The organism is Streptomyces sp. NPDC043867, assembly GCF_056435845.1.
Map to the genome: position 1 here is coordinate 163,918 of NZ_JBWKDS010000010.1, position 25,211 is coordinate 189,128.

The window sequence follows — 25,211 nt, forward strand, 5'->3', positions numbered from 1 at the left end:
CGGACCACCGCGTCCCAGGAACGACGAAAGGCGCCCGATGTCACGAGCACGACGCAGGACCCGCTCCGCACGCCTGACCGCGCCCCTGACCGCCGTCACGCTGCTGGCCGGCGGGATCGGCACCTGGGCCCTGACCGGTGCCTCCGCCCAGGCCGCCACCGGATCGGCCGACGCCCGGGACGACTTCAACGGGGACGGCTACGCCGACCTCGTCGTCGGCGCCCCGGGCGCGACGGTGTCGAGCCAGGCCAAGGCGGGCTACGTGGCCGTCATGTACGGCTCCGCCGACGGCGCGTCCGCCGCGCACAAGAAGATCGTCAGCCGCTCCACCAGCGGGGTTCCCGGCGCCGCCATCGCCAACCAGCGGTTCGGTGCGGCCTTCACCAAGGGCGACCTGGACAAGGACGGCTTCAGCGACCTCGTGATATCCGGCGGCACGGCGGGCTCGGTCGTCCTGTGGGGCTCCGCCTCCGGCCTCACCGGCGGCACCGCCCTCGCCGGGTACGGAGCCGCGCCCCAGGCCGGTGACTTCGACGGCGACGGCACCACCGACCTGGCCCTGTTCGCCGCGCGGTCCGTCGGGGGCGACGACCCCCAGGGCGCGCCCGCAGCCCTGTGGAAGGGACCGCTCTCCCGTGCCGGGAAGCCCGCCGCCGTGCTGAACATCCTGGACAGGTCCGGATGGTGGGGCTACGAGGAGGACGACGCCGCGTGCGCCACCGGCGCCGGCTGCGAGGACGGCCCCTCGTCGATCACCGGCCCCGTGTCCTCCGGCCAGGTGGGCGACATCAACGGCGACGGCAGGGACGACCTCGTCCAGTGGCGCTACGAGGGTGACGGCGTGTGGGGCAACCGGCTGCTGTACGGCGGCACTTCGGGCTTCGTCAAGGGCCGGGCCCCCGGGGCGGACACCAGCCGCGAAGGCGTGGGCACCGGCGTCGGGGACATCGATCACGACGGTTACGACGACGTCGTGGTCGGCGTCGGCGGCTGGAACCACAAGGCGCAGGTCGCGTTCGGCTCGGCCTCCGGCCTGTCCGAGACGCGGGTGCAGACCTTCGACCAGGACCTGCCCGGCTTCCCCGGCGCCGAGGAGGAGGGCGACGGACTCGGCACCTCGGTCTCGGTCGCCGACGTCACGGGCGACGGCTACGCGGACATCGCGCTCGGCATCGCCGGCGAGGACGTCAAGGAGGTGGCCGACGCCGGCTCGGTCGCGCTGGTCCACGGCGGCCCGACCGGCGTCACGGGCGCGGGGACCCAGGTGTTCCACCAGGACACCGCCGGGGTGCCCGGAGTCGCCGAGACGGACGACCGGTTCGGCGTGAGCACCGCGCTGCTGGACGTCGACGGCAACGGCCGTCCCGACCTCGCCGCGTCCTCCACGGCCGAGAACGCCTCCGCCGGAGCGGTCTGGATCCTGCGCGGCACCACGACCGGCCTGACCACCACGTCCGCCCTCGCGTTCGGCCCGAGGACGATCCCGGCTCCCTATATGAAGGCCCTGTTCGGCTCGTCCCTGCGCTGACCGGCCCGGCCGGACGAGAACAGCGCCGGGGAGTGCGGACGCCGCGCTCCCCGGCGCTTCCGCGTTCCCGCCCCCCGTCGGCCCGGGTCAGCCCAGGTGCGTCGGCGCGAACATCCGCAGCAGCGCCGGGAGCACGACCACCGAGGGACCGGGGGCCGCGAGCGCCGTCGCGAGGTCCGCCTCCAGCGTCCCGGGGCTCGTCCGCACGCCCGGGACGCCGAAGGACTCGGCGAGCGCGACGAAGTCGGGGCGGGCCAGCTCGGTGGCCGCGGCCGTGGCCTCGCCGAACGCGTCCGTCATGTACGCGCGCAGGATGCCGTAGCCGCCGTCGTCGACGATCAGCCAGGTGACGTTCAGGCCGTACTGCTTCGCCGTGGCCAGCTCGGCGACCGAGTACAGCGCGCCGCCGTCACCGGAGACCGCGAGGACCGGCCGGGTCGGGTCGGCCGCCGCCGCGCCCAGCGCCGCCGGGAATCCGTAGCCGAGGCCGCCCGAACCCTGCGCGGAGTGCATGGTGTTGGGCCGGCGGGCGTCGAAGGCGGACCAGGCCCAGTAGGCCAGGATCGTCATGTCCCAGAAGGACGGGGAGTCGTCCGGCAGGGCCCGGCGCACGGACGCCAGCACGTCCTGCTCCAGGGTGAGTTCCTGGGCGGCGATGCGCTCGCCCACCTTCTCCAGCACGCCGCGCACCCGGTCGGGGGCCGTCGGGTCGGTGCGCGCGTCCACCGTCTCCAGCAGCGCCGACAGCGCCAGGCGGGCGTCGGCGTGGATGCCCAGGGCGGGGTGGTTGGCCTCCAGCTTGCCGAGGTCCGCCTCGATCTGGACGACCCGCCCCCGGGGCCGGAACGTGTGGTAGTTCGAGGACAGTTCACCGAGGCCCGAGCCGACGACCAGCAGGACGTCCGCGTCCTCCAGGAAGTCGGTGGTGTGCCGGTCCTCCAGCCAGGACCGGAGCGAGAGGGGGTGCGTCCAGGGGAAGGCGCCCTTGCCGCCGAAGGTGGTGACGACCGGCGCGTCCAGCCTCTCCGCCAGCGCCCTCAGCTTCCCGGACGCGTCCGCCCGTACGACGCCGCCGCCCGCGATGATCGCCGGGCACTCGGCGCGCGACAGCAGGTCGGCCGCGAGCGCCGTCAGCTCGGGGCGCGGGACGACGTCCTCGGGCGTCGCGTCCATCGCGGTCACCACCGGCAGCCGGGCCTCGGCCAGCAGCACGTCCTGCGGGATCTCCACCCACACCGGGCCGTGCGGTGCCGTCAGCGCCGACTCCCACGCCGCGGCGATCGCCGACGGGATCTGCGACTGCGTACGGACCGTGTGCACGGACTTCACCACGCCCCGGAACGAGGCCTGCTGGTCGGTGAGTTCGTGCAGATAGCCGTGGCGGCCGCCGCCCAGTCCCGCGGCCGGGACCTGGCTGCCGATCGCGAGGACGGGGGCGGAGGCGGCGGCCGCCTCCTGGAGCGCGGCCAGCGAGGTCAGCGCGCCGGGGCCCGTCGACAGCAGCAGTGGCGCCGCCTCGCCCGTGATCCGGCCGTACGCGTCCGCCGCGAACCCCGCGTTGTTCTCGACGCGCAGCCCGACGTAGCGCAGGGACGAGCGGCGCAGGGCGTCGAAGATGCCCAGCGCGTGCTGGCCGGGCAGTCCGAACACGGTCGTCGCGCCGAGGCCGGCGAGGGTCTCCACGACCAGGTCCCCGCCGATGCGGCCCGGCGGCGGGTTGAGGGCCGCCTCGGTCTGCGCCGCGGTCGGCCGCAGGTCCTGGTCGTGGTCGTGGGTCACTTCGCCGCCTTCTCCTGGGCGATCTGGCGGGACATGATCGTCGTCAGCTCGTACGCCGTGTGGGACGCGGCGACCGCGGTGATCTCGGCGTGGTCGTAGGCGGGCGCGACCTCGACGACGTCCGCGGAGACCAGGTGGCAGGACGACAGGCCGCGCAGGATCTCCAGCAGCTCGCGCGAGGTCATGCCGCCGGCCTCGGGGGTGCCGGTGCCGGGGGCGTGCGCCGGGTCGAGGCAGTCGATGTCGATCGAGATGTACAGCGGGCGGTCCCCGATGCGCTGGCGCAGCTGGTCGGCGACCTCGTCGGCGCCGCGGCGGTAGATGTCCGCCGAGGTGACGATGCCGAAGCCCATCTTCTCGTCGTCGGTCAGGTCCTGCTTGCCGTACAGCGGGCCGCGGGTGCCGACGTGGGAGAGCGCCTCGGTGTCGAGGATGCCCTCCTCGACGGCCCGGCGGAACGGGGTGCCGTGCGTGTACTCGGCGCCGAAGTAGGTGTCCCAGGTGTCCAGGTGGGCGTCGAAGTGGAGCAGGGCGACCGGGCCGTGCTTCTTGGCGACCGAGCGCAGCAGCGGCAGCGCGATGGTGTGGTCGCCGCCGAGGGTCATCAGGCGGGCGCCGGTGCCGAGCAACTCGTCCGCCGCCGCCTCGACGGTCTCCACGGCCTCGTTGATGTTGAACGGGTTCGCGGCGATGTCGCCGGCGTCGGCGACCTGCGCGAGGGCGAAGGGCGAGGCGTCCTGCGCCGGGTTGTAGGGGCGCAGGAGCCGCGACGCCTCGCGGATCGCGTTGCCGCCGAAGCGGGCGCCCGGCCGGTACGAGACGCCCGAGTCGAACGGGACGCCGACCACGGCGACGTCGGCGGAGCCGACCTCGTCGAGGCGCGGCAGCCGGGCGAAGGTCGCGGGTCCGGCGTACCGCGGGATGCGGGAGGAGTCGACGGGCCCGCGGGGCGTCTCGGTGCTGCTCATGGTGAAGTGCTCTCTTTCCTACGCTTCGTCGCGTATGTACAACGGATACGACTCTACTGGGAATCCCGCCCGCGTTCGGACAAGGGTTCGGAGCCACGCGCACCCGTCAGCGGCGTGTCGTACGACGGGGACGCGGCCGGCGCTGCGGCGGCGGCTCGCGGGGACGTCCCGCCCGTGCCCGCGGCTGCCGACGGCTCCGACCCTAGGTGGCCCGGGAGCGACTGCGAAGTGTACTTTTCATCCACCGAACCCGCTCCGGATGGAGGAAACGTCCACCATGCCGGACCCGTCCGCCCCGCCCGTCCCGCCGACCCCGCCGGTGCCGCTCGGCGCGCTCCTCGCCCGGGACGACCTGGGACTGCGCCAGATCGCGGGCCCGGCCGGCCCCGGCACCGCGATCCACTGGGCGCACACCTCGGAGATGGCCGACCCGTACCCGTATCTGCTGGGCGGCGAGCTGCTGCTGACCGCGGGGGTGCACGTCCCGGACGATGCGGAGTCCGGCGCGTACTTCGACGGCTACGTGTCGCGGATCGTCGCCGCGGGCGGGGCGGCCCTGGGTTTCGGCCTGGCGCCGGTGCACGACACGGTCCCGCCCGCGCTGGTCGCCGCCTGCGAGACGTACGCGCTGCCCCTGCTGGAGGTGCCGCCGCAGACCACGTTCTCGGGGGTGGCCCGCGCGGTCTGGCAGCTGATGGCCCAGGCCCGGCTGGCGGAGCTGCGCCGGGTCACGGAGGCGCAGCAGAGTCTCGCCGCGGCGGCCGCCCGGCCCGACCCGGTCCCGGCCGTGCTGCGCCGGCTCGCCCGGCACACCGACGGCTGGGCGGCCCTGTACGGCCCCGAGGGCCGGGAGCTGGCCACCGCGGGACGCGTCCCGCGGACCCCGGCGACCACCCCGGCACCGGACACGTCCCCGGACACACCCGCGCGGTCCGCCCCGCGCACGGCGGCGCCCGGCGCGGCCGACCCGGCACCCGGCGCACAGGCCCCGGCATCCGGCGCGGCGGCTCCCGGGGCCCGTCCGGCGGGGTCCGCACAGGGCACGGCGGCACCCGGGGCCCGTCCGGCGGGGTCCGCACAGGGCACGGCGGCACCCGGGGCCCGTCCGGGGGAGGCCGCACAGCGCGCGGCGGCACCCGGCCCCCGTCCGGCGGGTTCCGTACCCGGGGCGGCGGACCCCGGGGGCACGGTCGTGCGGGCGCTGCGGGAGCTGGCCGGGGTGGTGCGGCCGAGCGGGCGAACGGGGGGCGCGGTCCCGCCGGGTCCCTCGTCCGCCGCCGACACCGTGGGCGGCGTCCACCTGGCCGCCTACGCCCTCGGGGCCGGCCAGGGCTTCGTCCTCGGGGTCGCCGGGGCCAGGCGTGCCCCCGGTGACCACACCATCGCCTCGGTGGCCGCCGTCCTGCTGTCGCTCCTCACCGGGGAGCACCAGAGCGGGACCGGGGCGGCCCGCTCGGCGGCCCTGGTCCGGCTGCTGCTCGGGGCGACTCCCGAGGAGGTGGCGCCGCTGCTCGGCGCCGAGCGCCTCGTCGTGGTGCACGCCCGGCCCGCCGGAGACGCTCCCGCGCCGGACGCCGTCGCGGCCTCCGCGCTGGGCGCCGCGCTCGGTTCCACGCTCGTCGACGTGGGCGACGACGTCGTACGCGTCCTCGTCCCGGCCGGCCGGGAACCGGCCCCGCAGCCCGGCTGGACCTGCGGGGTCAGCGCCCCCGCCGCCCCGGACGGGTGGGCCGCGGCGGACACCCAGGCCGCCCGCGCCCTGGCCCGCGCCAGAGCCACCCGCACGGCCCTGGTGCGCCACGGGGAGCGCCCCGCGCTCGCGGACCTGGTCCCCGCGGCCGACGCCCGGGCGCACGCACGGACCCTGCTCGCCCCCATCGCCGCGACCCCCGCCCTCACCGAGACCCTGCGCACCTGGCTCTCCCTGCACGGGAGCTGGGACCGCACGGCGGTCGCGCTGTCCGTGCACCGCAACACCGTGCGCCAGCGCGTCACGCGGTGCGCGGCACTGCTGGCGGCGGACCTCGACGACCCCGACGTACGGATGGAGCTGTGGTTCGCGCTGCGGGAGGGGTGAGGAAGGAGGTCACCGGCGTCGCGCGGCGAGTGACGCACGTCCCAGGGTCCGGGACACCGGCGCCCCGGACGGGACCCCCCGGCACAATGGGAGGCATGCCGATACCCGGGACCCCCAGCCGCGCCGAGCTCGTCGACCACCTCGTACGGACCCGTATCGCGGGCGATGTCGCCACACCCCGCGAGAACAACCTCTCCCACTACCGCAAGCTCGCGAACGGCGACCGCAACTACTGGCTCGGACTCGAACTCGGCGACCGCTGGAACGACGAGCAGGACGTGCTCGCGGTGATGGCGGAGCGGTGCGGCGTGAACGACGACCCGGAGTACCGCTACGGCCAGGACACCATCGACCCCGAGCTGACCGTCGACGCCCTGGACCGGATGGCGGCCCGGCTGCGCAAGGCCGCCGCGGGAAGGCAGCGGGTCCTCTTCGCCACCGGTCACCCCGGCGGCCTGCTCGACGTGCACCGCGCGACCGCCGACGCCCTGCGCACCGCGGGCTGCGAGATCGTCGTCATCCCGGCGGGACTCCAGACGGACGAGGGGTACGTCTTCCAGTTCGCGGACGTGGCGGTCCTGGAGCACGGGGCCTCGCTCTGGCACACCCACTCGGGCGAGCCCATGCGCGCCATCCTGAACGGTCTCGAGCGCGACGGCCGCCCGCTGCCCGACCTGGTCGTCGCCGACCACGGCTGGGCGGGCTGCGCGGGCCAGTCCGGCATCGACTCCATGGGCTACGCCGACTGCAACGACCCCGCCCTCTTCCTGGCCGAGGCCGAGGGCACGGTCCAGGTGACGATCCCCCTCGACGACCACGTCACCAGCCCGCGCCACTACGACCCGATGACGGCGTACCTGCTGAACGCGGCGGGTCTGGTGTAGCACCGGGCCGCGGCCACGGGCCCCTCCCGGCGCGGGGCGCACCCCGGCGGGGCGCACCCCGGTGCCGGGTCCCGGTACACGCGGCCGGTCACGGCGACCGTGCTCTGCGCCGGCCGGCCGCCGCTCCCGCGCCGCGCCCCTGGGGCCCGGTCTCACCTGGGAACGCGGACCACGCCCTCCTGGATCACCGAGATGGCCAGCCGGCCGTCCTGCGTGTAGATCCTGGCCTGCCCGAGCCCGCGGCCGCCGGACGCGGACGGGGACTCCTGGTCGTACAGGAGCCATTCGTCGGCGCGGAACGGCCGGTGGAACCACATCGCGTGGTCCAGGGAGGCCCCGACGACGTCCCCGATCGCCCAGCCGCCGCGCCCGTGCGGGAGCAGCACCGAGTCCAGGAGCGTCATGTCGGAGACGTACGTGGCGAGGCAGACGTGCAGGAGGGGTTCGTCGATGGCGCCGCCGAGCTTGCCGTTGGTGCGGAACCACACCTGGGAGCGGGGCTCGCGGGCCTCGCCGACGCTGCCGAAGGGCGGGGCGTCGACGTAGCGCAGGTCGACGGCCTCGCGTGCCTCGAGGAGACGCTCCGCCACCCCGGGTTCGGTGAAGACGTCGGCGTAGCGCGGGAGCATCTCGGCCGCGGTGGGCAGTGTCTCGGGGTCCGGGGCCGGCGGCATGGGGGCCTGGTGCTCCATGCCCTCCTCGTGCGTCTGGAAGGACGCGGAGAGATGGAAGATCGGCTGTCCGTGCTGGACGGCGACGACGCGGCGGGTGGTGAAGGAGCGCCCGTCGCGGATCCGGTCGACGGTGTAGACGATCGGCGCCCCCGGGTCCCCGGCGCGCAGGAAGTACGCGTGCAGGGAGTGGGCGATCCGGTCCCCGGGGACCGTGCGGCCCGCGGCGACCAGTGCCTGCGCCGCCACCTGTCCGCCGAAGACGCGCGGGACGACGGCGGACCGTGACTGGCCGCGGAAGATGTCCTGCTCGATCCGCTCGAGGTCGAGCAGATCGAGCAGGGACTCAAGTGCCTGACTCATGGGGTCAGTTGTACCGTGAACTTTTTTCGCGTGCCTTACAGACCCATGTCCTTGGCGATGATCGTCTTCATGATCTCGCTGGTGCCGCCGTAGATGCGGTTGACGCGGTTGTCGGCGTACAGGCGGGCGATCGGGTACTCGTTCATGAAGCCGTAGCCGCCGTGCAGCTGGAGGCAGCGGTCGATGACGCGGTGCGCGACCTCGGTGCAGAACAGCTTCGCGGACGCGGCCTCGGCCGGGGTCAGCTCGCCCGCGTCGAGGGCCTCCAGGGCACGGTCGGCGACGGCCTGCGCGGCGTCCACCTCGGCCTGGCAGGCGGCCAGCTCGAACTTGGTGTTCTGGAAGGAGGCGACGGGCTTGCCGAAGACGGTGCGCTCCTGGACGTACTGCTTGGCGAACCGGACGGCCGCGGCGGCCTGCGCGTAGGCGCCGAAGGCGATGCCCCAGCGCTCGGACGCGAGGTTGTGGCCGAGGTAGGAGAAGCCCTTGTTCTCCTCGCCGAGGAGGTCCTCGACGGGGACCTTCACGTCGACGAAGGCCAGCTCGGCGGTGTCGGAGGTCTTCAGGCCCAGCTTGTCGAGCTTGCGGCCGATGGAGTAGCCCTCGGACTTGGTGTCCACGGCGAAGAGGGAGATGCCGTGGCGGCGGTCCTCGGCGCTCGGCGCGTCGGTGCGGGCGCAGACGATCACCCGGTCGGCGTGCACGCCGCCGGTGATGAACGTCTTGGAGCCGTTGAGGACGTAGTGCGTGCCGTCCTCGGAGAGCTTGGCGGTGGTCTTCATGCCCGCGAGGTCGGAGCCGGTGCCCGGCTCGGTCATCGCGAGGGCCCACATCTCCTCGCCGGAGACGAACTTCGGCAGGAAGCGCTTCTTCTGCTCGTCGGTGGCGAGCGTCTTGAGGTACGGCAGGCCGAGCAGCACGTGCACGCCTGAGCCGCCGAACTGCACGCCGGCGCGGGAGGTCTCCTCGTACATGACGGCTTCGAACTTGTACGAGTCGATGCCGGCGCCGCCGTACTCCTCGTCGACGCGGATGCCGAAGATACCCAGCTCGGCGAGCTTGTAGTAGAAGTCGCGCGGTGCCTGGCCCGCGGCGAACCACTCGTCGTAGACGGGTACGACCTCGGCCTCGATGAAGGCCCGGAGGGTCTCCCGGAACGCCTCGTGATCCTCGTTGAACACCGTACGGCGCACCGCCGCCACCTCCGTCTGGGATATCTAAGCGCTTGCTCAGATATCACGTTACCCGGCGGTCACGACGGTCGTCCAGACCGGCCGCCCCATGACGCTCGTCACGCCCCGGGGGCCGCTCCGGCCGCCCCGAAGGCGCCCCGCGCCATCCGGTGCAGCAGCTCGGCGGTGACCCCGCGGCCCGGCAGGGCACCGGGGCGGCCCAGGTGGGGCGTGGAGTTCAGGAGCCCGAAGACCGAGTGCACGGCCGAGCGCGCCGCGGGCTCGGCCAGGTCCGGGTAGACCTCGCGGACGACCTCCACCCACAGCTCGACGTACTGCCGCTGGAGCTGGCGCACGAGCTTGCGGTCGCTGTCCCGGAGGCGGTCCAGCTCACGGTCGTGCAGGGTGATCAATGGGCGGTCGTCGAGCGCGAAGTCGATGTGCCCCTCGATCAGCGAGTCGAGGACCGCCTCCGAGCCGCCCCGGGCCTCGGCGACCCGGCGCCTGCCGCCGGTGAGCAGCTGGCCGCTGATCCCCACCAGCAGCTCGGCGAGCATCGCGTCCTTGCCCGCGAAGTGCCGGTACAGACCGGGGCCGCTGATGCCGACCGCGGCCCCTATCTCGTCCACCCCGACGCCGTGGAAGCCGCGCTCGGCGAACAGCCGGGCGGCCTCCCTGAGGATCTGCTCGCGACGGGTGGGGGCGTCGGTTCTGGTGGCCATGAGAACGATTCTAGACAGGGAGGTTAGCGCTCGTTAACCTGGAGGAAATGCGTTAACGCTCATTAACAAGGTGAGGGGACCGCAGGATGCACGAGGCACCGGAGCTGACGAGCGCGGCCGATCCCGCGTCGGAGGCCTGGCGGGCCAACGAGGCGGCGCACCACGCACTGGGCGAGGAGCTGCGGCGAAGGCTCGCCGCGGCCCGGCTCGGCGGTGGTGAGCGGGCCAGGGACCGGCACACCGCGCGCGGCAAGCTGCTGCCCCGCGACCGGGTGGACGCCCTCCTGGACCCGGGCTCGCCCTTCCTGGAGCTCGCGCCGCTCGCAGCCGAGGGGATGTACGGCGGCGCGGCACCGGCGGCGGGCGTGATCGCCGGGATCGGGCGGGTGAGCGGCCGCGAGTGCGTGGTCGTCGCCAACGACGCCACGGTCAAGGGCGGCACGTACTACCCGATGACGGTGAAGAAGCACCTGCGCGCCCAGGAGGTGGCCCTGGAGAACCGCCTCCCGTGCGTCTACCTGGTCGACTCGGGCGGCGCGTTCCTGCCCATGCAGGACGAGGTCTTCCCCGACCGCGAGCACTTCGGGCGGATCTTCTACAACCAGGCGCGGATGTCGGGTGCCGGCATCCCGCAGATCGCCGCGGTCCTCGGCTCCTGCACGGCGGGCGGCGCGTACGTCCCAGCGATGAGCGACGAGGCCGTCATCGTGCGCGGTCAGGGCACGATCTTCCTCGGCGGTCCGCCCCTGGTGAAGGCGGCCACCGGCGAGGTGGTCACCGCGGAGGAGCTGGGCGGCGGCGAGGTCCACTCCCGCGTCTCCGGCGTGACCGACCACCTCGCGGAGGACGACGCGCACGCGCTGCGCATCGTCAGGACCATCGCCGCGACGCTCCCCGCGCGCGGGGCACTGCCCTGGACGGTCGAGCCGGCCGTGGAGCCCAAGGTGGACCCGGCCGGGCTGTACGGCGCGGTGCCGGTGGACTCCCGCACTCCGTACGACGTGCGTGAGGTCATCGCGCGCGTGGTCGACGGCTCGCGCTTCGCCGAGTTCAAGGCGGAGTTCGGGCAGACCCTGGTGACCGGCTTCGCCCGGATCCACGGGCACCCGGTCGGCATCGTCGCCAACAACGGCATCCTCTTCTCCGAGTCCGCGCAGAAGGGCGCCCACTTCATCGAGCTGTGCGACCAGCGCGGCATCCCGCTGCTGTTCCTGCAGAACATCTCCGGGTTCATGGTCGGCCGCCAGTACGAGGCCGGGGGCATCGCCAAGCACGGCGCCAAGATGGTCACGGCGGTCGCCTGCACGCGCGTGCCCAAGCTGACCGTGGTCATCGGCGGCTCGTACGGCGCGGGCAACTACTCGATGTGCGGCCGGGCGTACTCCCCCCGCTTCCTGTGGATGTGGCCGAACGCCAAGATCTCCGTGATGGGCGGCGAGCAGGCCGCGTCCGTCCTCGCCACCGTCAAGCGCGACCAGGCGGAGGCCCGCGGCGAGTCCTGGCCCGCGGAGGAGGAAGAGGCCTTCAAGGACCCGATCCGCGCCCAGTACGAGCAGCAGGGGAACGCCTACTACGCGACCGCCAGGCTCTGGGACGACGGCGTGATCGACCCGATGGAGACCCGCCAGGTACTGGGCCTCGCCCTGACCGCGTGTGCCAACGCCCCGCTGGGTGATCCCGGCTTCGGCGTCTTCCGGATGTGAGGGGACCCCTGACGATGTTCGACACGGTACTTGTGGCCAACCGCGGCGAGATCGCCGTCCGGGTCATCCGTACGCTGCGGGCCCTGGGCGTGCGCTCGGTGGCCGTCTTCTCCGACGCCGACGCGGACGCCCGGCACGTCCGGGAGGCCGACACGGCCGTCCGGATCGGTCCGGCGCCGGCCGCCGAGAGCTATCTGTCCGCCGCCCGGCTGCTGGCGGCGGCCGCGCGGACGGGGGCGCAGGCCGTCCACCCCGGCTACGGCTTCCTCGCCGAGAACGCCGCGTTCGCCCAGGCCTGCGCGGACGCCGGGCTGGTCTTCATCGGCCCGCCCGCCTCCGCGATCGACCTCATGGGCGACAAGATCCGCGCCAAGGAGACCGTGCAGGCGGCGGGCGTCCCGGTCGTCCCCGGCTCCTCGGGCAGCGGGCTCACCGACGCCCAGCTCGCCGACGCGGCACGTGAGATCGGCATGCCCGTCCTGCTGAAGCCGTCCGCGGGCGGCGGCGGCAAGGGCATGCGGCTGGTGCGCGAGGAGGCCCTGCTCGCCGACGAGATCGCCGCCGCCCGCCGCGAGGCCCGCGCCTCCTTCGGCGACGACACCCTCCTCGTCGAGCGCTGGATCGACCGCCCCCGGCACATCGAGATCCAGGTCCTCGCGGACGGCCACGGCCACGTGGTGCACCTGGGCGAGCGCGAGTGCTCCCTCCAGCGCCGCCACCAGAAGATCATCGAGGAGGCGCCGAGCGTGCTCCTGGACGAGGACACCCGCGCCTCGATGGGCGAGGCGGCCGTCCAGGCGGCCCGGTCCTGCGGCTACCGCGGCGCGGGCACGGTCGAGTTCATCGTCCCCGGCGGCGACCCGTCCTCGTACTACTTCATGGAGATGAACACCCGCCTCCAGGTGGAGCACCCGGTGACCGAGCTGGTCACCGGCCTCGACCTGGTCGAGTGGCAGCTGCGCGTCGCGGCGGGCGAGCCGCTGCCGTTCGGGCAGCAGGACATCTCCCTCACCGGGCACGCGGTCGAGGCACGGATCTGCGCCGAGGACCCGGCCCGCGGCTTCCTGCCCTCGGGCGGCACGGTGCTGTCCCTGCGCGAGCCCCGGGGCGACGGCGTGCGCACCGACTCGGGCCTCTCCGAGGGCACTGAGGTCGGCAGCCTGTACGACCCGATGCTGTCCAAGGTCATCGCGTACGGCCCCGACCGGGCCACGGCGCTGCGCAGGCTGCGGGCCGCCCTCGCCGGAACGGTCACGCTCGGCGTGCAGACCAACGCCGGGTTCCTGCGGCGGCTGCTGGCCCACCCGGCCGTCGTGTCGGGCGAGCTGGACACGGGTCTGGTCGAGCGGGAGGCGGAGTCCCTGATCCCGGACGGCGTGCCGGAGGAGGTGTACGAGGCCGCGGCGGCGATCCGTCTCGACGCCCTCGCGCCCGAGCGCGCCGGCTGGACCGACCCGTTCTCGGTGCCCACCGGATGGCGGCTGGGCGGCGAGCCCGCCCCGCTCGCCTTCCCCCTGCGGGTGCCGGGCCTCGAACCCGTCACCCACCGCCCGCGCGGCAGCCGTTCGGTCACCGCCGACCGGGTCTCCGTGACCCTGGACGGCGTCCGCCACACCTTCCACCGCGCCGGCGACTGGATCGGCCGCGACGGGGACGCCTGGCAGGTGCGCGACCACGACCCCGTGGCCGCCTCCCTCACCGGTGCCGGCCACGCGGGCGCCGACTCGCTCACCGCCCCCATGCCGGGCACGGTGACGGTCGTGAAGGTGGCCGTCGGAGACGAGGTGAGCGCCGGACAGAGCCTGTTGGTGGTCGAGGCGATGAAGATGGAGCACGTCGTCTCCGCGCCGCACGCGGGCACCGTCAGCGAACTGGACGTCACGCCGGGTTCGACCGTCGCCATGGACCAGGTCCTGGCGGTCGTCACCCCGGCGGACACGGCCCCGGCACAGACGCCCCCGGCGGACGCGGCCCCGGCCCGTATGCCCCGGGGCGCCGCTCCGGCACGGACGCCCGCGCCGGGCACCGCCCCGGCACAGGCTTCCCCGGTGGGCGCCGCCGCCCCGGCACCGGAGGAGAGGTCATGACCACACCCCCACCCGGCCTGCCCATGGCCGTACCTGCGCGGGGTCTGCCCGCGCGGGTGCGGATCCACGAGGTCGGCGCGCGCGACGGACTGCAGAACGAGAAGGCGACCGTCCCCACCGAGGTCAAGGCGGAGTTCGTCCGGCGTCTCGCCGGAGCGGGTCTCACCACCGTCGAGGCGACCAGCTTCGTGCACCCGAAGTGGGTGCCCCAACTCGCGGACGCCGAGCAGCTGTTCCCGCTCGTCCGCGACCTGCCCGTCGCCCTGCCCGTGCTGGTGCCGAACGCGCGGGGACTCGACCGCGCCCTGGCCCTCGGCGCCCGTCACGTCGCCGTCTTCGCCAGTGCCACCGAGTCCTTCGCCCGCGCCAACCTCAACCGCACGGTCGACGAGGCGCTCGCCATGTTCGCACCGGTGGTCGAGCGGGCGCGCGGCGAGCAGCTCCACGTCCGCGGCTATCTGTCCATGTGCTTCGGCGACCCCTGGGAGGGGCCCGTGCCCGTCCCGCAGGTCGTGCGCGTCTGCCGTGCCCTGCTCGACCTGGGCTGCGACGAGCTGAGCCTCGGGGACACCATCGGCGTGGCGACGCCGGGGCACGTGCTGGCGCTGCTCGCCGCGCTCCAGGAGGCGGGCGTCCCGGTGAGCGCGCTCGGCGTGCACTTCCACGACACGTACGGCCAGGCGCTCGCCAACACCCTGGCCGCCCTCCAGCACGGCGTCACGACGGTCGACGCCTCCGCGGGCGGCCTCGGCGGCTGCCCGTACGCCAAGTCCGCCACCGGCAATCTCGCCACCGAGGACCTGGTGTGGATGCTCCAGGGCCTCGGCATCGAGACCGGTGTCGACCTCGGCCGCCTCACCGCCACGAGCGTGTGGATGGCCGGACAACTGGGCCGACCCAGCCCCTCCCGCACCGTCAGAGCCCTCTCCCACAAGGAGCAGTGACCCCATGGACCACCGCCTCTCCCCCGAACTCGAAGAACTCCGGCGCACGGTCGAGGAGTTCGCGCACGATGTCGTCGCGCCGAAGATCGGTGACTTCTACGAGCGGCACGAGTTCCCGTACGAGATCGTGCGGGAGATGGGCCGCATGGGGCTGTTCGGCCTGCCGTTCCCGGAGGAGTACGGCGGCATGGGCGGCGACTACCTGGCCCTCGGCATCGCCCTGGAGGAACTGGCCCGCGTGGACTCCTCGGTGGCCATCACGCTGGAGGCCGGCGTCTCGCTCGGCGCGATGCCCCTCCACGTCTTCGGCACGCCCGAGCAGAAGGCCGAGTGGCTCCCGCGGCTGTGCTCCGGGGAGATCCTGGGCGCGTTCGGCCTGACCGAGCCCGACGGCGGCTCCGACGCGGGCGCGACGCGGACGACGGCCCGGCTCGACGAGGACACCGACGAATGGGTGATCAACGGCACCAAGTGCTTCATCACCAACTCCGGTACGGACATCACGGGGTTGGTGACGGTCACGGCCGTCACCGGGCGCAAGGCGGACGGCCGCCCGCGGATCTCCGCGATCATCGTGCCGTCCGGCACCTCCGGCTTCACGGTGGCCGCCCCGTACTCGAAGGTCGGCTGGAACGCCTCCGACACCCGCGAGCTGTCCTTCGCCGACGTCCGGGTCCCCCGCACGAACCTGCTCGGTGAAGAGGGCCGCGGCTACGCGCAGTTCCTGCGGATCCTCGACGAGGGCCGGATCGCGATCTCGGCCCTCGGGACGGGGCTCGCCCAGGGCTGCGTGGACGAGTCGGTGAAGTACGCCAAGGAGCGGCACGCGTTCGGGCGGAACATCGGGGCGTACCAGGCGATCCAGTTCAAGATCGCCGACATGGAGATGAAGGCGCACACGGCCCGCCTCGCCTGGCGCGACGCGGCGTCCCGGCTGGTCAGCGGCGACCCCTTCAAGAAGGAGGCCGCGCTCGCCAAGCTCTACTCGTCCACGGTCGCCGTCGACAACGCGCGCGACGCCACGCAGATCCACGGCGGGTACGGCTTCATGAACGAGTATCCGGTCGCCCGGATGTGGCGCGACTCCAAGATCCTGGAGATCGGTGAGGGCACGAGCGAGGTGCAGCGGATGCTGATCGCCCGGGAACTGGGCCTCGCGGGCTGACCCCGCCCCGGCGGGCGGAAGACGGCGGATCGCACCCCGCGCGGGCGGTCCGCCGGTCGCGTTCGCCGGTGCCCGCGGTCGCGGAACGCCCCGCCCCCTGGACAAGTTGTGAGGTTAGGCTAACCTACCTTCGAACTTGTCCGGCGGGCGCTCCGCCCCGTGCCGAAAGCAGCCACACTCATGCCCAAGCCCCGTGCCAACCTCCTCTCCCGCCGCGGCATCCTCGCCGCGGGCGGCGCCCTCGGCCTGGGCGCCGCGCTCGCCGCGTGCGGCGACGACGACGCGAAAAGCGGTGGTTCGGGCAGCTCGTCGACGGCGTCGAAGTCCGGTCCCTGGTCCTTCAAGGACGACCGCGGCCAGACCGCCAAGGCCGACAGGACCCCGGCGAACATCGTCGCGTTCACCGGCGTCGCCGCCGCGCTGTACGACTACGGCGTCGAGGTCAAGGGCGTCTTCGGCCCGACGAAGACCAAGCACGGCAAGGACGTCCAGGCCGGCGACATGGACATCAGCAAGCTGACGATCCTCGGCAACGAGTACGGCCAGTTCAACATCGAGAAGTACGCGGCCCTCGCGCCCGACGTCCTCATCTCCACGATGTTCGACGACGCGGGCACCCTCTGGTACGTCCCCGCGGAGTCCAAGAGCACGATCCTCAAGGTCGGCGCCCCGAGCGTCGGCATCTCCGTCTACGACCGCCAGCTGACCGGGCCCCTGGAGCGGATGCTGGAGCTCGCCGGGTCGCTGGGCGCCGACGTGAAGTCCGCCAAGGTCACCAAGGCGAAGAAGCGCTTCGAGGACGCGGCCGCCAAACTGCGCTCGGCCGCCAGGGCCAACCCGGACATCAAGGTCCTGATCGGCTCCGCGAGCCAGGACATCTTCTACGTCTCCGGCTCCAACCTCTCCGTGGACCTGGAGTACTTCAAGGCGCTCGGCGTGAACCTCGTCGAGCCCCCGGCCAAGACGCTGAAGGCCAGCGGCGGCTGGTTCGAGAACCTCAGCTGGGAGAACGTCGACAAATACGACGCGGACATCATCATGATGGACAACCGCTCCGCGACCATCCAGCCGGCCGACATCACCGAGGCGACCTGGAAGAAGCTCCCGGCCGTCAAGGCGGGCCAGGTCATCCCCCGCGTCACCGAGCCGATCTTCTCGTACGACAAGTGCGCCCCGATCCTCGAAGACCTCGCGGCGGCCATCGAGAAGGCCAAGAAGGTCAGCTGACCCGCACCGGGCGGCCGCACCGTCCGGCCGCCCGGACGGCGACCGCCCCCCTGACGACGACTCAGGAGCACCCATGACAACGGCCGTGGCCGCCCCGTTCCGCTTCTTCTCCCTCCAGGTCGCACGGACGAGGCGGCTCGGCCCGTCCCTGCTCCGGGTCACCTTCACGGGCCCCGACCTGCACGCCTTCCTCTCCGACGGCCGCGACCAGAGCCTGTCGCTCTTCCTGCCGCAGCCGGGCCAGTCCGAGCCCGCCGTACCGGTCGGACTCGGTGACAACTGGTGGCAGGGCTGGCGCGAACTCCCCGACGACGTACGGGCGGTGATGCGGTCGTACACGCTGCGGGGGCTGCGCAGCGACGCCCTGGGCCGTACCACCGAGATCGACATCGACTTCGCGCTGCACGGCGTGGCACCGGAGGCGGCCACCCCCGCGGGTCCCGCCTCGCGGTGGGCGGCGGGCGCCGCGGCCGGTGACCGCGTCCTGCTGCTCGGTCCGGCGACCGAGGACAACCGGGCGATCCGCTTCCGGCCGCCGGAGGACACGGACCTGGTGGTCATGTGGGGCGACGAGACGGCCGTACCCGCCGTCTCGGCCATCCTGGAAACGCTGCCTGCGGGCATGCGCGCCCGCGTCTGGCTGGACGTCCCGCACGCCGGGGACATCCAGGACGTGGCGACCGCGGCGGACGCCGAGATCACCTGGCTGGTGCGCCACGACGGGTCCCCCGCCGCCCTCGACGCGATCCGGGACGCCGAACTCCCCGCCGCGCGGGCTCCGTACGCGTGGATCGCGGGCGAGTCCGGCTGCGTGAGGGAGCTGCGCCGCCATCTGGTGCACGAGCGCGGGATCGATCGCAGGCGGGTCACGTTCGTGGGCTACTGGCGGCGCGGACTGACCGAGGAACAGCTGCGCGAGCAGGAGTGACGTCCGGGACGGACCGAGGCCTGCGCCACTGAAAGCGCAGGTGGGGCGGGGTCGCACGATCGAGTTAGGTTAGGCTAACCTAAGCTGAACGCGCGATCTCGCCCCTCTTCTTGTCCCGCTCCGCTCCCGTCCCGCTCGGACTCTCCCGCACGGAGGACCCCCACATGCGCTCGCACCTGCTCAATGACACGACCGCGGACCGGTATCGCCGCTCCGTGATTGAAGGAGTCGAGCGGGTGGCGGCCAAACTCGCCACCACCGACCGTCCGTTCACCGGCACCACGGTCGACGCCCTCGCTCCCCGGATCGAGCGGATCGACCTGGACCGCCCGCTGCACGACACCACCGCGGTGCTCGACGAGCTGGAGGAGGTCTACCTCCGGGACGCGGTCTACTTCCACCACCCCCGATACCTCGCGCACCTCAACTGCCCTGTCGTCATACCGGCGTTGCTCGGCGAGGCGGTCCTGTCCGCCGTCAACTCCTCGCTGGACACCTGGGACCAGTCGGCCGGCGGCACCCTCATCGAACGCAGGCTCGTCGACTGGACCGCCGAGCGCATCGGCCTCGGACCGGCCGCAGACGGCGTGTTCACCAGCGGCGGCACGCAGTCCAACCTCCAGGCGCTGCTGCTGGCCCGCGAGGAGGCCAAGGGCGACGATCTCGGCGCCCTGCGCATCTTCGCCTCCGAGGTCAGCCATTTCAGCGTCAGGAAGTCCGCCAAACTCCTGGGCCTCGGCGCCGACAGCGTCGTCTCCGTCCCGGTCGACCACGACAAGCGGATGCAGACCGTCGCGCTCGCCCACGAGCTGGAGCGCTGCAAGCGCGAGGGCCTGATCCCCATGGCGGTCGTCGCCACCGCGGGCAGCACCGACTTCGGCTCCATCGACCCGCTGCCCGAGATCGCCGAGCTGTGCGCCCAGTACGGCGCCTGGATGCACGTGGACGCGGCCTACGGCTGCGGGCTGCTCACCTCCCTGAAGAACCGGGACCGGCTCACCGGCATCGAGCGCGCCGACTCGGTCACCGTCGACTACCACAAGTCCTTCTTCCAGCCGGTGAGTTCGTCCGCGGTGCTGGTCCGCGACGCGGCCACGCTGCGGCACGCCACCTACCACGCCGAGTACCTCAACCCCCGCCGCATGGTGCTGGAGCGCATCCCCAACCAGGTCGACAAGTCCCTGCAGACCACCCGCCGCTTCGACGCCCTCAAGCTGTGGATGACACTGCGCGTGATGGGCGCCGACGGGATCGGACAGCTCTTCGACGAGGTCTGCGACCTGGCCGCCGACGGCTGGGAACTCCTCGCCGCCGACCCGCGCTTCGACGTGGTCGTGCGGCCCTCCCTCTCCACCCTCGTCTTCCGCTACATCCCGGCGGCCGTCACCGACCCGGCCGAGATCGACCGCGCCAACCTGTACGCCCGCAAGGCGCTGTTCGCCTCCGGCGACGCCGTGGTCGCGGGCACCAAGGTCGGCGGCCGCCACTACCTGAAGTTCACGTTGCTCAACCCCGAGACCACGGCCGACGACATCGCCGCCGTACTCGGTCTGATCGCCGGCCACGCCGAGCAGTACCTGGGAGAGTCCCTTGACCGCGCTTGCTGAATCCGCCCGTGTGCACGACTTCGTGGGGATCGGCCTCGGCCCCTTCAATCTCGGCCTCGCCTGCCTCACCGAACCGATCACCGAACTGGACGGGGTGTTCCTGGAGTCCAAGCCGGACTTCGAGTGGCACTCCGGGATGTTCCTGGAGGGCGCGCACCTCCAGACCCCGTTCATGTCGGACCTGGTCACCCTCGCCGACCCGACGTCCCCGTACTCCTTCCTCAACTACCTGAAGGAAGCGGGCCGGCTGTACTCGTTCTACATCCGCGAGAACTTCTACCCGCTGCGGGTCGAGTACGACGACTACTGCCGCTGGGCCGCATCGAAGCTGAGCAGCATCCGCTTCGGCACCACGGTCACGGAGGTCACCTGGGACGAGGGCGCCGAGGTGTACGTCGTCCGCACGGAGGGCGACGAGACGTTCCGCGCCCGCCGCCTGGTCCTGGGCACCGGGACTCCCCCGTACATCCCCGAGGCCTGCGCCGGCCTCGGGGGCGACTTGCTCCACAACTCCCGCTACGTGCAGCACAAGCAGGAGCTGCAGCGGAAGGAGTCGATCACCCTCGTCGGCAGCGGGCAGTCCGCCGCCGAGATCTACTACGACCTGCTGAGCGAGATCGACGTCCACGGCTACCGGCTGAACTGGGTGACGCGCTCACCGCGCTTCTTCCCGCTCGAATACACCAAGCTGACCCTGGAGATGACCTCCCCGGAGTACATCGACTACTTCCACGCGCTGCCCGAGCCGACCCGCTACCGCCTCCAGTCGGAGCAGAAGGGCCTGTTCAAGGGCATCGACGGCGAGCTGATCGACGCGATATTCGACCTGCTCTACCAGAAGAGGGTAGGCGGCCCGGTCCCCACCCGGCTGCTCACCAACTCCTCGCTCCAGAAGGCTACTTACCAGGACGGCACGTACACGCTGGGACTGCGCCAGGAGGAGCAGCAGAAGGACTACGAGCTGACCAGCGAGGGCCTGATCCTGGCCACCGGCTACAAGTACGCCGAGCCGGAGTTCCTCAAGCCGGTCCGCGACCGGCTGCGCTACGACTCCCGGAACAACTTCGACGTGGCCCGCAACTACGCCATCGACGTCACCGGCGGCGGGGTCTTCCTGCAGAACGCCGGCGTGCACACCCACAGCATCACGAGCCCCGACCTCGGCATGGGCGCGTACCGCAACGCGTACATCATCAGGGAGCTGCTCGGCACCGAGTACTACCCGGTCGAGAAGACCATCGCGTTCCAGGAGTTCGCCGTATGAGCACCCCCTTCACCTTCCGTCCGCTCGACCCCCTGGAGGACGCGGAACTGCTGCACCGCTGGGTCACGCATCCCAAGGCGGCCTTCTGGATGATGCAGGACGCCGCACTCCAGGACGTGGAGCGCGAGTACATGGCGATCGCCGCGCACGAGCACCACGACGCGTTCCTCGGACTGCGTGACGGTGAGCCGGCGTTCCTGATGGAGCGCTACGACCCGCGGTACGTGGAGCTCGTCGGCCTGTACGAGCCGGAGCCGGGTGACGTCGGCATGCACTTCCTGGTGCCGCCGACGGACACGCCCGTGCACGGGTTCACGCGATCGGTGATCACCGCGGTGATGGACGAGCTGTTCGCCGACCCGCGCATCCGGCGGGTCGTGGTCGAGCCCGACGTGTCCAACACGGCCGTGCACGCGCTGAACGCGGCGGTCGGCTTCGTCCCCGAGCGCGAGATCGACAAGCCGGAGAAGAGGGCCCTGCTGAGCTTCTGCACTCGCGAGCAGTACCTGACGGCCCGTGAGGCGGCGGTCCTCGCCGCCGTCCGAGGAGTGACGACATGACGCTGTCCGACGCGGTGGCCCACCTCTCGCCCGAGCGCTGGGCCGAGGCGAACCGCCTGCTGATCCGCAAGGCGCTCGCCGAGTTCGCCCACGAGCGGCTGATCACGCCGGAACCGGCGGGCGGGGACCGCTACACCGTCCACAGCGACGACGGCCTCACCCGCTACGGCTTCACCGCCCGGCGCCGCTCGCTCGACCACTGGCAGGTGGACGCCGCCTCCCTCACCCGCCACCGCGACGGCACCGAACTCCCGCTGGCCGCTCTCGACTTCTGCATCGAGCTGAAGTCGTCGCTGGGTCTGAGCGACGAGGTCCTGCCGGTCTACCTGGAGGAGATCTCCTCCACCCTCTCCGGCACCTGCTTCAAGCTCACCAAGCCGCAGCTCCGCTCCGCCGAACTGGCGCGCAGCGGCTTCCAGGCCATCGAGACAGGGATGACCGAGGGCCACCCCTGCTTCGTCGCCAACAACGGGCGCCTCGGCTTCGGGGTGCACGAGTACCTCTCGTACGCGCCGGAGACCGCGAGCCCCGTGCGGCTGGTGTGGCTGGCCGCACACCGCTCGCGGGCCGCCTTCACCGCGGGCGCCGGCATCGAGTACGAGTCCTTCGTGCGGGCCGAGCTGGGCGAGGCGACGGTCGGGCGCTTCCACGCGGTACTCACCGCCGAGGGCCTCGATCCGGCCGACTACCTCTTCATCCCCGTCCACCCCTGGCAGTGGTGGAACAAACTGTCCGTGACCTTCGCGGCCGAGGTCGCCCGGCGTCACCTCGTCTGCCTCGGCGAGGGCGACGACGAGTACCTGGCCCAGCAGTCGATCCGGACGTTCTTCAACCGGAGCGCCCCGGAGAAGCACTACGTGAAGACCGCGCTCTCGGTCCTCAACATGGGCTTCATGCGCGGGCTCTCCGCGGCCTACATGGAGGCGACCCCGGCCATCAACGACTGGCTCGCCCAGCTCGTGGAGAACGACCCGGTGCTGAAGTCCACGGGCCTGTCGATCATCCGGGAGCGGGCCGCGGTCGGCTACCGGCACCTGGAGTACGAGGCCGCCACCGACCGCTACTCCCCGTACCGCAAGATGCTCGCCGCGCTGTGGCGCGAGAGCCCGGTGACCTCGCTCCGGGAGGGCGAGTCGCTGGCGACGATGGCCTCGCTCCTGCACGTCGACCACGAGGGCGCGTCCTTCGCCGCCGCGCTGATCGAACGGTCCGGGCTCACGCCCGTGGAGTGGCTGCGCGGCTATCTGCGGGCCTACCTCACGCCGCTGCTGCACAGCTTCTACGCGTACGACCTCGTCTACATGCCGCACGGCGAGAACGTCATCCTGGTTCTCGCGGACGGCGCCGTACGGCGCGCGATCTACAAGGACATCGCCGAGGAGATCGCGGTCATGGACCCGGACGCGGTACTGCCGCCGGCGGTCGAGCGGATCCGGGTGGAGGTCCCCGAGGACAAGAAGCTGCTGTCGATCTTCACGGACGTCTTCGACTGCTTCTTCCGCTTCCTCGCGGCGAACCTCGCCGCCGAGGGCGTTCTCGACGAGGACGCCTTCTGGCGGACGGTCGCCGAGTGCGTCCGGGAGTACCAGGAGGCGACGCCCGAACTCGCCGACAGGTTCCGGCAGTACGACATGTTCGCACCGGAGTTCGCGCTGTCCTGCCTCAACCGGCTCCAGCTGCGCGACAACAGGCAGATGGTGGACCTCGCCGACCCGTCGGGCGCGCTCCAGCTCGTCGGCACGCTGAGGAACCCGATCGCGGGCCGGTGAGAGCCGGGTGGGGCCCGGGAGACGGTCCTCCCGGGCCCCACCCCCGTCCGGCGGACTACGGGGCGGGCCAGGGCACCTGGGGCGACCGGTAGTAGTCGATCCCCAGCGCGTCCCAGCGCGGTCCCTGCGCGGCGAGCCGCACCTTGTAGGTGTCCCAGTCGTGCGTCGAGGCGGGCGACCAGCCGAGCTCGGCGACACCCGGCAGGCGCGGGAACGCCATGTACTCGATGTGGTCGGAGTTCAGGATCGTCTCGGTCCACAGCGGCGCCTCGACACCCCGGACGGCCGACGCCGGCACGCCGGGCAGGTAGCCGCCCGGATCCCAGTCGTAGGCCCGCCGCACTTCGACGAGTCCCGCCCAGTCCAGGCCGAGCGGCGTGTCCGCGGTGTACTTCATGTCGAGGTAGATCCGGTCCGCCGGGGACAGGATCAGCCCCGTCCCGTTCCGCGCGGCCTGCGCGACCCGCGCCTTCTCGGCGGCGCTCGTGCCGTCCAGCCCCCAGTACTGGGCCAGCGCGCCCTTCGCCGGGGTGGCGCCGGTCAGCTGGTGCCAGCCGATCACCGTCTTTCCGTACGCGGCGACGACCGGCTGGACCCGGTCCATGAAGGTCACGTAGTCGGCGTGGCTGGTGGAGTGCGCCTCGTCGCCGCCGATGTGGAGGTAGCGGCCCGGGGTGATCGCGGCCAGCTCACGGATCACGTCGTCCACGAAGTCGTACGTCACCGGCTTGTCGACGCACAGCGAGCTGAAACCGACCTCGGTGCCGGTGTAGAGCGGGGGCGCCACGCCGTCGCAGTTCAACTCGGCGTACGAGGCGAGCGCCGCGTTGGTGTGCCCCGGCAGGTCGATCTCCGGGACGACTTCGAGGTGGCGCGAGGCCGCGTACCGGACGATCTCCTGGTACTGGGCCTTGGTGTAGTACCCGCCTGGTCCGCCGCCCACCTGGGTCGAGCCGCCGTGCGCGGCCAGCCGCGGCCAGGAGTCGACGGCGATGCGCCAGCCCTGGTCGTCGGAGAGGTGCAGATGCAGCTTGTTGATCTTGTACAGCGCCAGCTCGTCGACGTAGCGCTTGACCTGGCCGACGGTGAAGAAGTGCCGGGAGACGTCGAGCATCGCCCCGCGGTAGCCGTAGCGCGGGGTGTCCTTGATGGTGCCGCCCGCGACGAGCCAGGGTCCGGGCTGCACGGACTTCTTCTCGACGGCGGCCGGCAGGAGCTGGCGCAGGGTCTGCACGCCGTGGAAGAGGCCGGCGGCCCTGCGGGCGGTGATCGTGACGCCGGACCTGCCGCTGTCGAGGCGGTAGCCCTCCCCCAGTGTGCGGGCGGAGCCGGAGCCGAGCCTGAGCCGGATGCCGTCCCCGGCGCGCGAGGTGACCGGCAGCCGGTAGCCGGTGGAGGGCCGCAGCACGTCCGCGAGGTACTCGCCGATCCGGCGGGCCTCGCGCGAGTCGTCGACCCTGATACGGGTGTCGCCGGTGACGCGGTACGGCGACCCCTTCGCCTCGACCGAGGCGGGAGCCGGGACCACCCGGCCGAGCGGAGTGACAGGGGTGCCGGTGGCGGCAGGAGCCGCGCCGGCGACGGAGATTCCGGCGGCCGCCACGAGCAGCAGCGTACCGAGCAGGCGGGGCGTTCTGTGGTGCTGTCTCACACGCGCTCCCTTCCATGAAGCTCCACGAGCCTCGACGGGGTTCCCCGATCCGGACCCCGATGGGTATAGACCACTCTCCCGCACGACCGGTGGAACGGTCCCCGTCACGGCGGAGATCGTCCATCGTGAACAGCTCGCAGAC

The 25,211-nt window shown here is 72.6% G+C and carries 19 protein-coding genes; 13 read left to right on the plus strand and 6 right to left on the minus strand.

Annotated elements, in window-relative coordinates:
- Positions 1-37 precede the first annotated feature (37 nt).
- Positions 38-1,528 carry a hypothetical protein gene (locus AC069T_RS12965; protein WP_478782775.1) on the plus strand — a complete coding sequence of 497 codons (1,491 nt, stop codon included), beginning with the start codon at positions 38-40 and terminating at the stop codon, positions 1,526-1,528.
- 87 nt (positions 1,529-1,615) lie between these two features.
- On the opposite strand, the gene AC069T_RS12970 is transcribed toward AC069T_RS12965, so the two are convergent.
- Both AC069T_RS12970 and speB read right to left on the minus strand, forming a co-directional pair.
- Positions 1,616-3,307, minus strand: a complete 1,692-nt coding sequence (locus AC069T_RS12970) for a thiamine pyrophosphate-binding protein (RefSeq protein WP_478782776.1) — start codon at positions 3,305-3,307, stop codon at positions 1,616-1,618.
- Positions 3,304-4,275, minus strand: coding sequence for an agmatinase (gene speB, locus AC069T_RS12975; RefSeq protein WP_478782777.1), 972 nt, complete (start codon positions 4,273-4,275; stop codon positions 3,304-3,306). Before speB ends, AC069T_RS12970 begins: the two co-directional genes overlap by 4 nt.
- A gap of 277 nt (positions 4,276-4,552) precedes the next feature.
- Between speB and AC069T_RS12980 the strand changes: the two genes are divergently transcribed.
- Together AC069T_RS12980 and AC069T_RS12985 are read left to right on the plus strand one after the other, a co-directional pair.
- Positions 4,553-6,352, plus strand: a complete 1,800-nt coding sequence (locus AC069T_RS12980; RefSeq protein ID WP_478782778.1) for a PucR family transcriptional regulator — start codon at positions 4,553-4,555, stop codon at positions 6,350-6,352.
- Between the two features lie 95 nt (positions 6,353-6,447).
- Positions 6,448-7,236, plus strand: coding sequence for a phosphatase (locus AC069T_RS12985; RefSeq protein WP_478782779.1), 789 nt, complete (start codon positions 6,448-6,450; stop codon positions 7,234-7,236).
- A 152-nt stretch (positions 7,237-7,388) separates the two neighbouring features.
- Here AC069T_RS12985 and AC069T_RS12990 read toward each other — a convergent pair whose 3' ends face one another.
- The 3 genes from AC069T_RS12990 to AC069T_RS13000 all read right to left on the minus strand — a co-directional run bounded on the left by AC069T_RS12990 (position 7,389) and on the right by AC069T_RS13000 (position 10,164).
- Entirely contained in the window at positions 7,389-8,270 is an 882-nt protein-coding gene (locus AC069T_RS12990) for an acyl-CoA thioesterase (protein WP_478782780.1), read from the minus strand.
- A gap of 35 nt (positions 8,271-8,305) precedes the next feature.
- Positions 8,306-9,463, minus strand: a complete 1,158-nt coding sequence (locus AC069T_RS12995) for an acyl-CoA dehydrogenase family protein (protein WP_478782781.1) — start codon at positions 9,461-9,463, stop codon at positions 8,306-8,308.
- 98 nt (positions 9,464-9,561) lie between these two features.
- A complete protein-coding gene (locus AC069T_RS13000; RefSeq protein WP_476751384.1) occupies positions 9,562-10,164 on the minus strand; it encodes an SACE_7040 family transcriptional regulator in 603 nt (200 codons plus the stop codon).
- 86 nt (positions 10,165-10,250) lie between these two features.
- Here AC069T_RS13000 and AC069T_RS13005 point away from each other — a divergent pair, with 86 nt between their 5' ends.
- The 10 genes from AC069T_RS13005 (at position 10,251) to AC069T_RS13050 (ending at position 23,418) form a co-directional block, all read left to right on the plus strand.
- On the plus strand, positions 10,251-11,867 hold the full coding sequence (locus AC069T_RS13005; protein ID WP_478782782.1) for a carboxyl transferase domain-containing protein: 1,617 nt from the start codon (positions 10,251-10,253) through the stop codon (positions 11,865-11,867).
- Between the two features lie 14 nt (positions 11,868-11,881).
- Entirely contained in the window at positions 11,882-13,954 is a 2,073-nt protein-coding gene (locus AC069T_RS13010; RefSeq protein WP_478782783.1) for an acetyl/propionyl/methylcrotonyl-CoA carboxylase subunit alpha, read from the plus strand.
- Positions 13,951-14,898 carry a hydroxymethylglutaryl-CoA lyase gene (locus tag AC069T_RS13015; protein WP_478782784.1) on the plus strand — a complete coding sequence of 316 codons (948 nt, stop codon included), beginning with the start codon at positions 13,951-13,953 and terminating at the stop codon, positions 14,896-14,898. Before AC069T_RS13010 ends, AC069T_RS13015 begins: the two co-directional genes overlap by 4 nt.
- A gap of 4 nt (positions 14,899-14,902) precedes the next feature.
- Positions 14,903-16,063: an acyl-CoA dehydrogenase family protein gene (locus AC069T_RS13020; RefSeq protein WP_478782785.1), complete on the plus strand. Its 1,161-nt coding sequence runs from the start codon at positions 14,903-14,905 to the stop codon at positions 16,061-16,063.
- A 180-nt stretch (positions 16,064-16,243) separates the two neighbouring features.
- Complete coding sequence (locus AC069T_RS13025; protein ID WP_478782786.1) at positions 16,244-17,290, plus strand: ABC transporter substrate-binding protein; 1,047 nt, start codon at positions 16,244-16,246, stop codon at positions 17,288-17,290.
- Positions 17,291-17,363: 73 nt separating this feature from the next.
- Positions 17,364-18,218 carry a siderophore-interacting protein gene (locus AC069T_RS13030; protein WP_478782787.1) on the plus strand — a complete coding sequence of 285 codons (855 nt, stop codon included), beginning with the start codon at positions 17,364-17,366 and terminating at the stop codon, positions 18,216-18,218.
- Between the two features lie 164 nt (positions 18,219-18,382).
- Positions 18,383-19,825 (plus strand): lysine decarboxylase DesA, encoded by a 1,443-nt coding sequence (desA, locus tag AC069T_RS13035; protein ID WP_478782788.1) that lies wholly within the window; start codon positions 18,383-18,385, stop codon positions 19,823-19,825.
- Positions 19,809-21,089 (plus strand): lysine N(6)-hydroxylase/L-ornithine N(5)-oxygenase family protein, encoded by a 1,281-nt coding sequence (locus AC069T_RS13040; protein WP_478782789.1) that lies wholly within the window; start codon positions 19,809-19,811, stop codon positions 21,087-21,089. The genes desA and AC069T_RS13040 overlap by 17 nt, the downstream gene beginning before the upstream one ends.
- Positions 21,086-21,649: a GNAT family N-acetyltransferase gene (locus AC069T_RS13045; RefSeq protein WP_478782790.1), complete on the plus strand. Its 564-nt coding sequence runs from the start codon at positions 21,086-21,088 to the stop codon at positions 21,647-21,649. The genes AC069T_RS13040 and AC069T_RS13045 overlap by 4 nt, the downstream gene beginning before the upstream one ends.
- On the plus strand, positions 21,646-23,418 hold the full coding sequence (locus AC069T_RS13050; protein ID WP_478782791.1) for an IucA/IucC family protein: 1,773 nt from the start codon (positions 21,646-21,648) through the stop codon (positions 23,416-23,418). The genes AC069T_RS13045 and AC069T_RS13050 overlap by 4 nt, the downstream gene beginning before the upstream one ends.
- 55 nt (positions 23,419-23,473) lie before the next feature.
- On the opposite strand, the gene AC069T_RS13055 is transcribed toward AC069T_RS13050, so the two are convergent.
- Positions 23,474-25,069: a beta-N-acetylhexosaminidase gene (locus AC069T_RS13055; protein ID WP_478782792.1), complete on the minus strand. Its 1,596-nt coding sequence runs from the start codon at positions 25,067-25,069 to the stop codon at positions 23,474-23,476.
- Between the last annotated feature and the right edge of the window lie 142 nt (positions 25,070-25,211).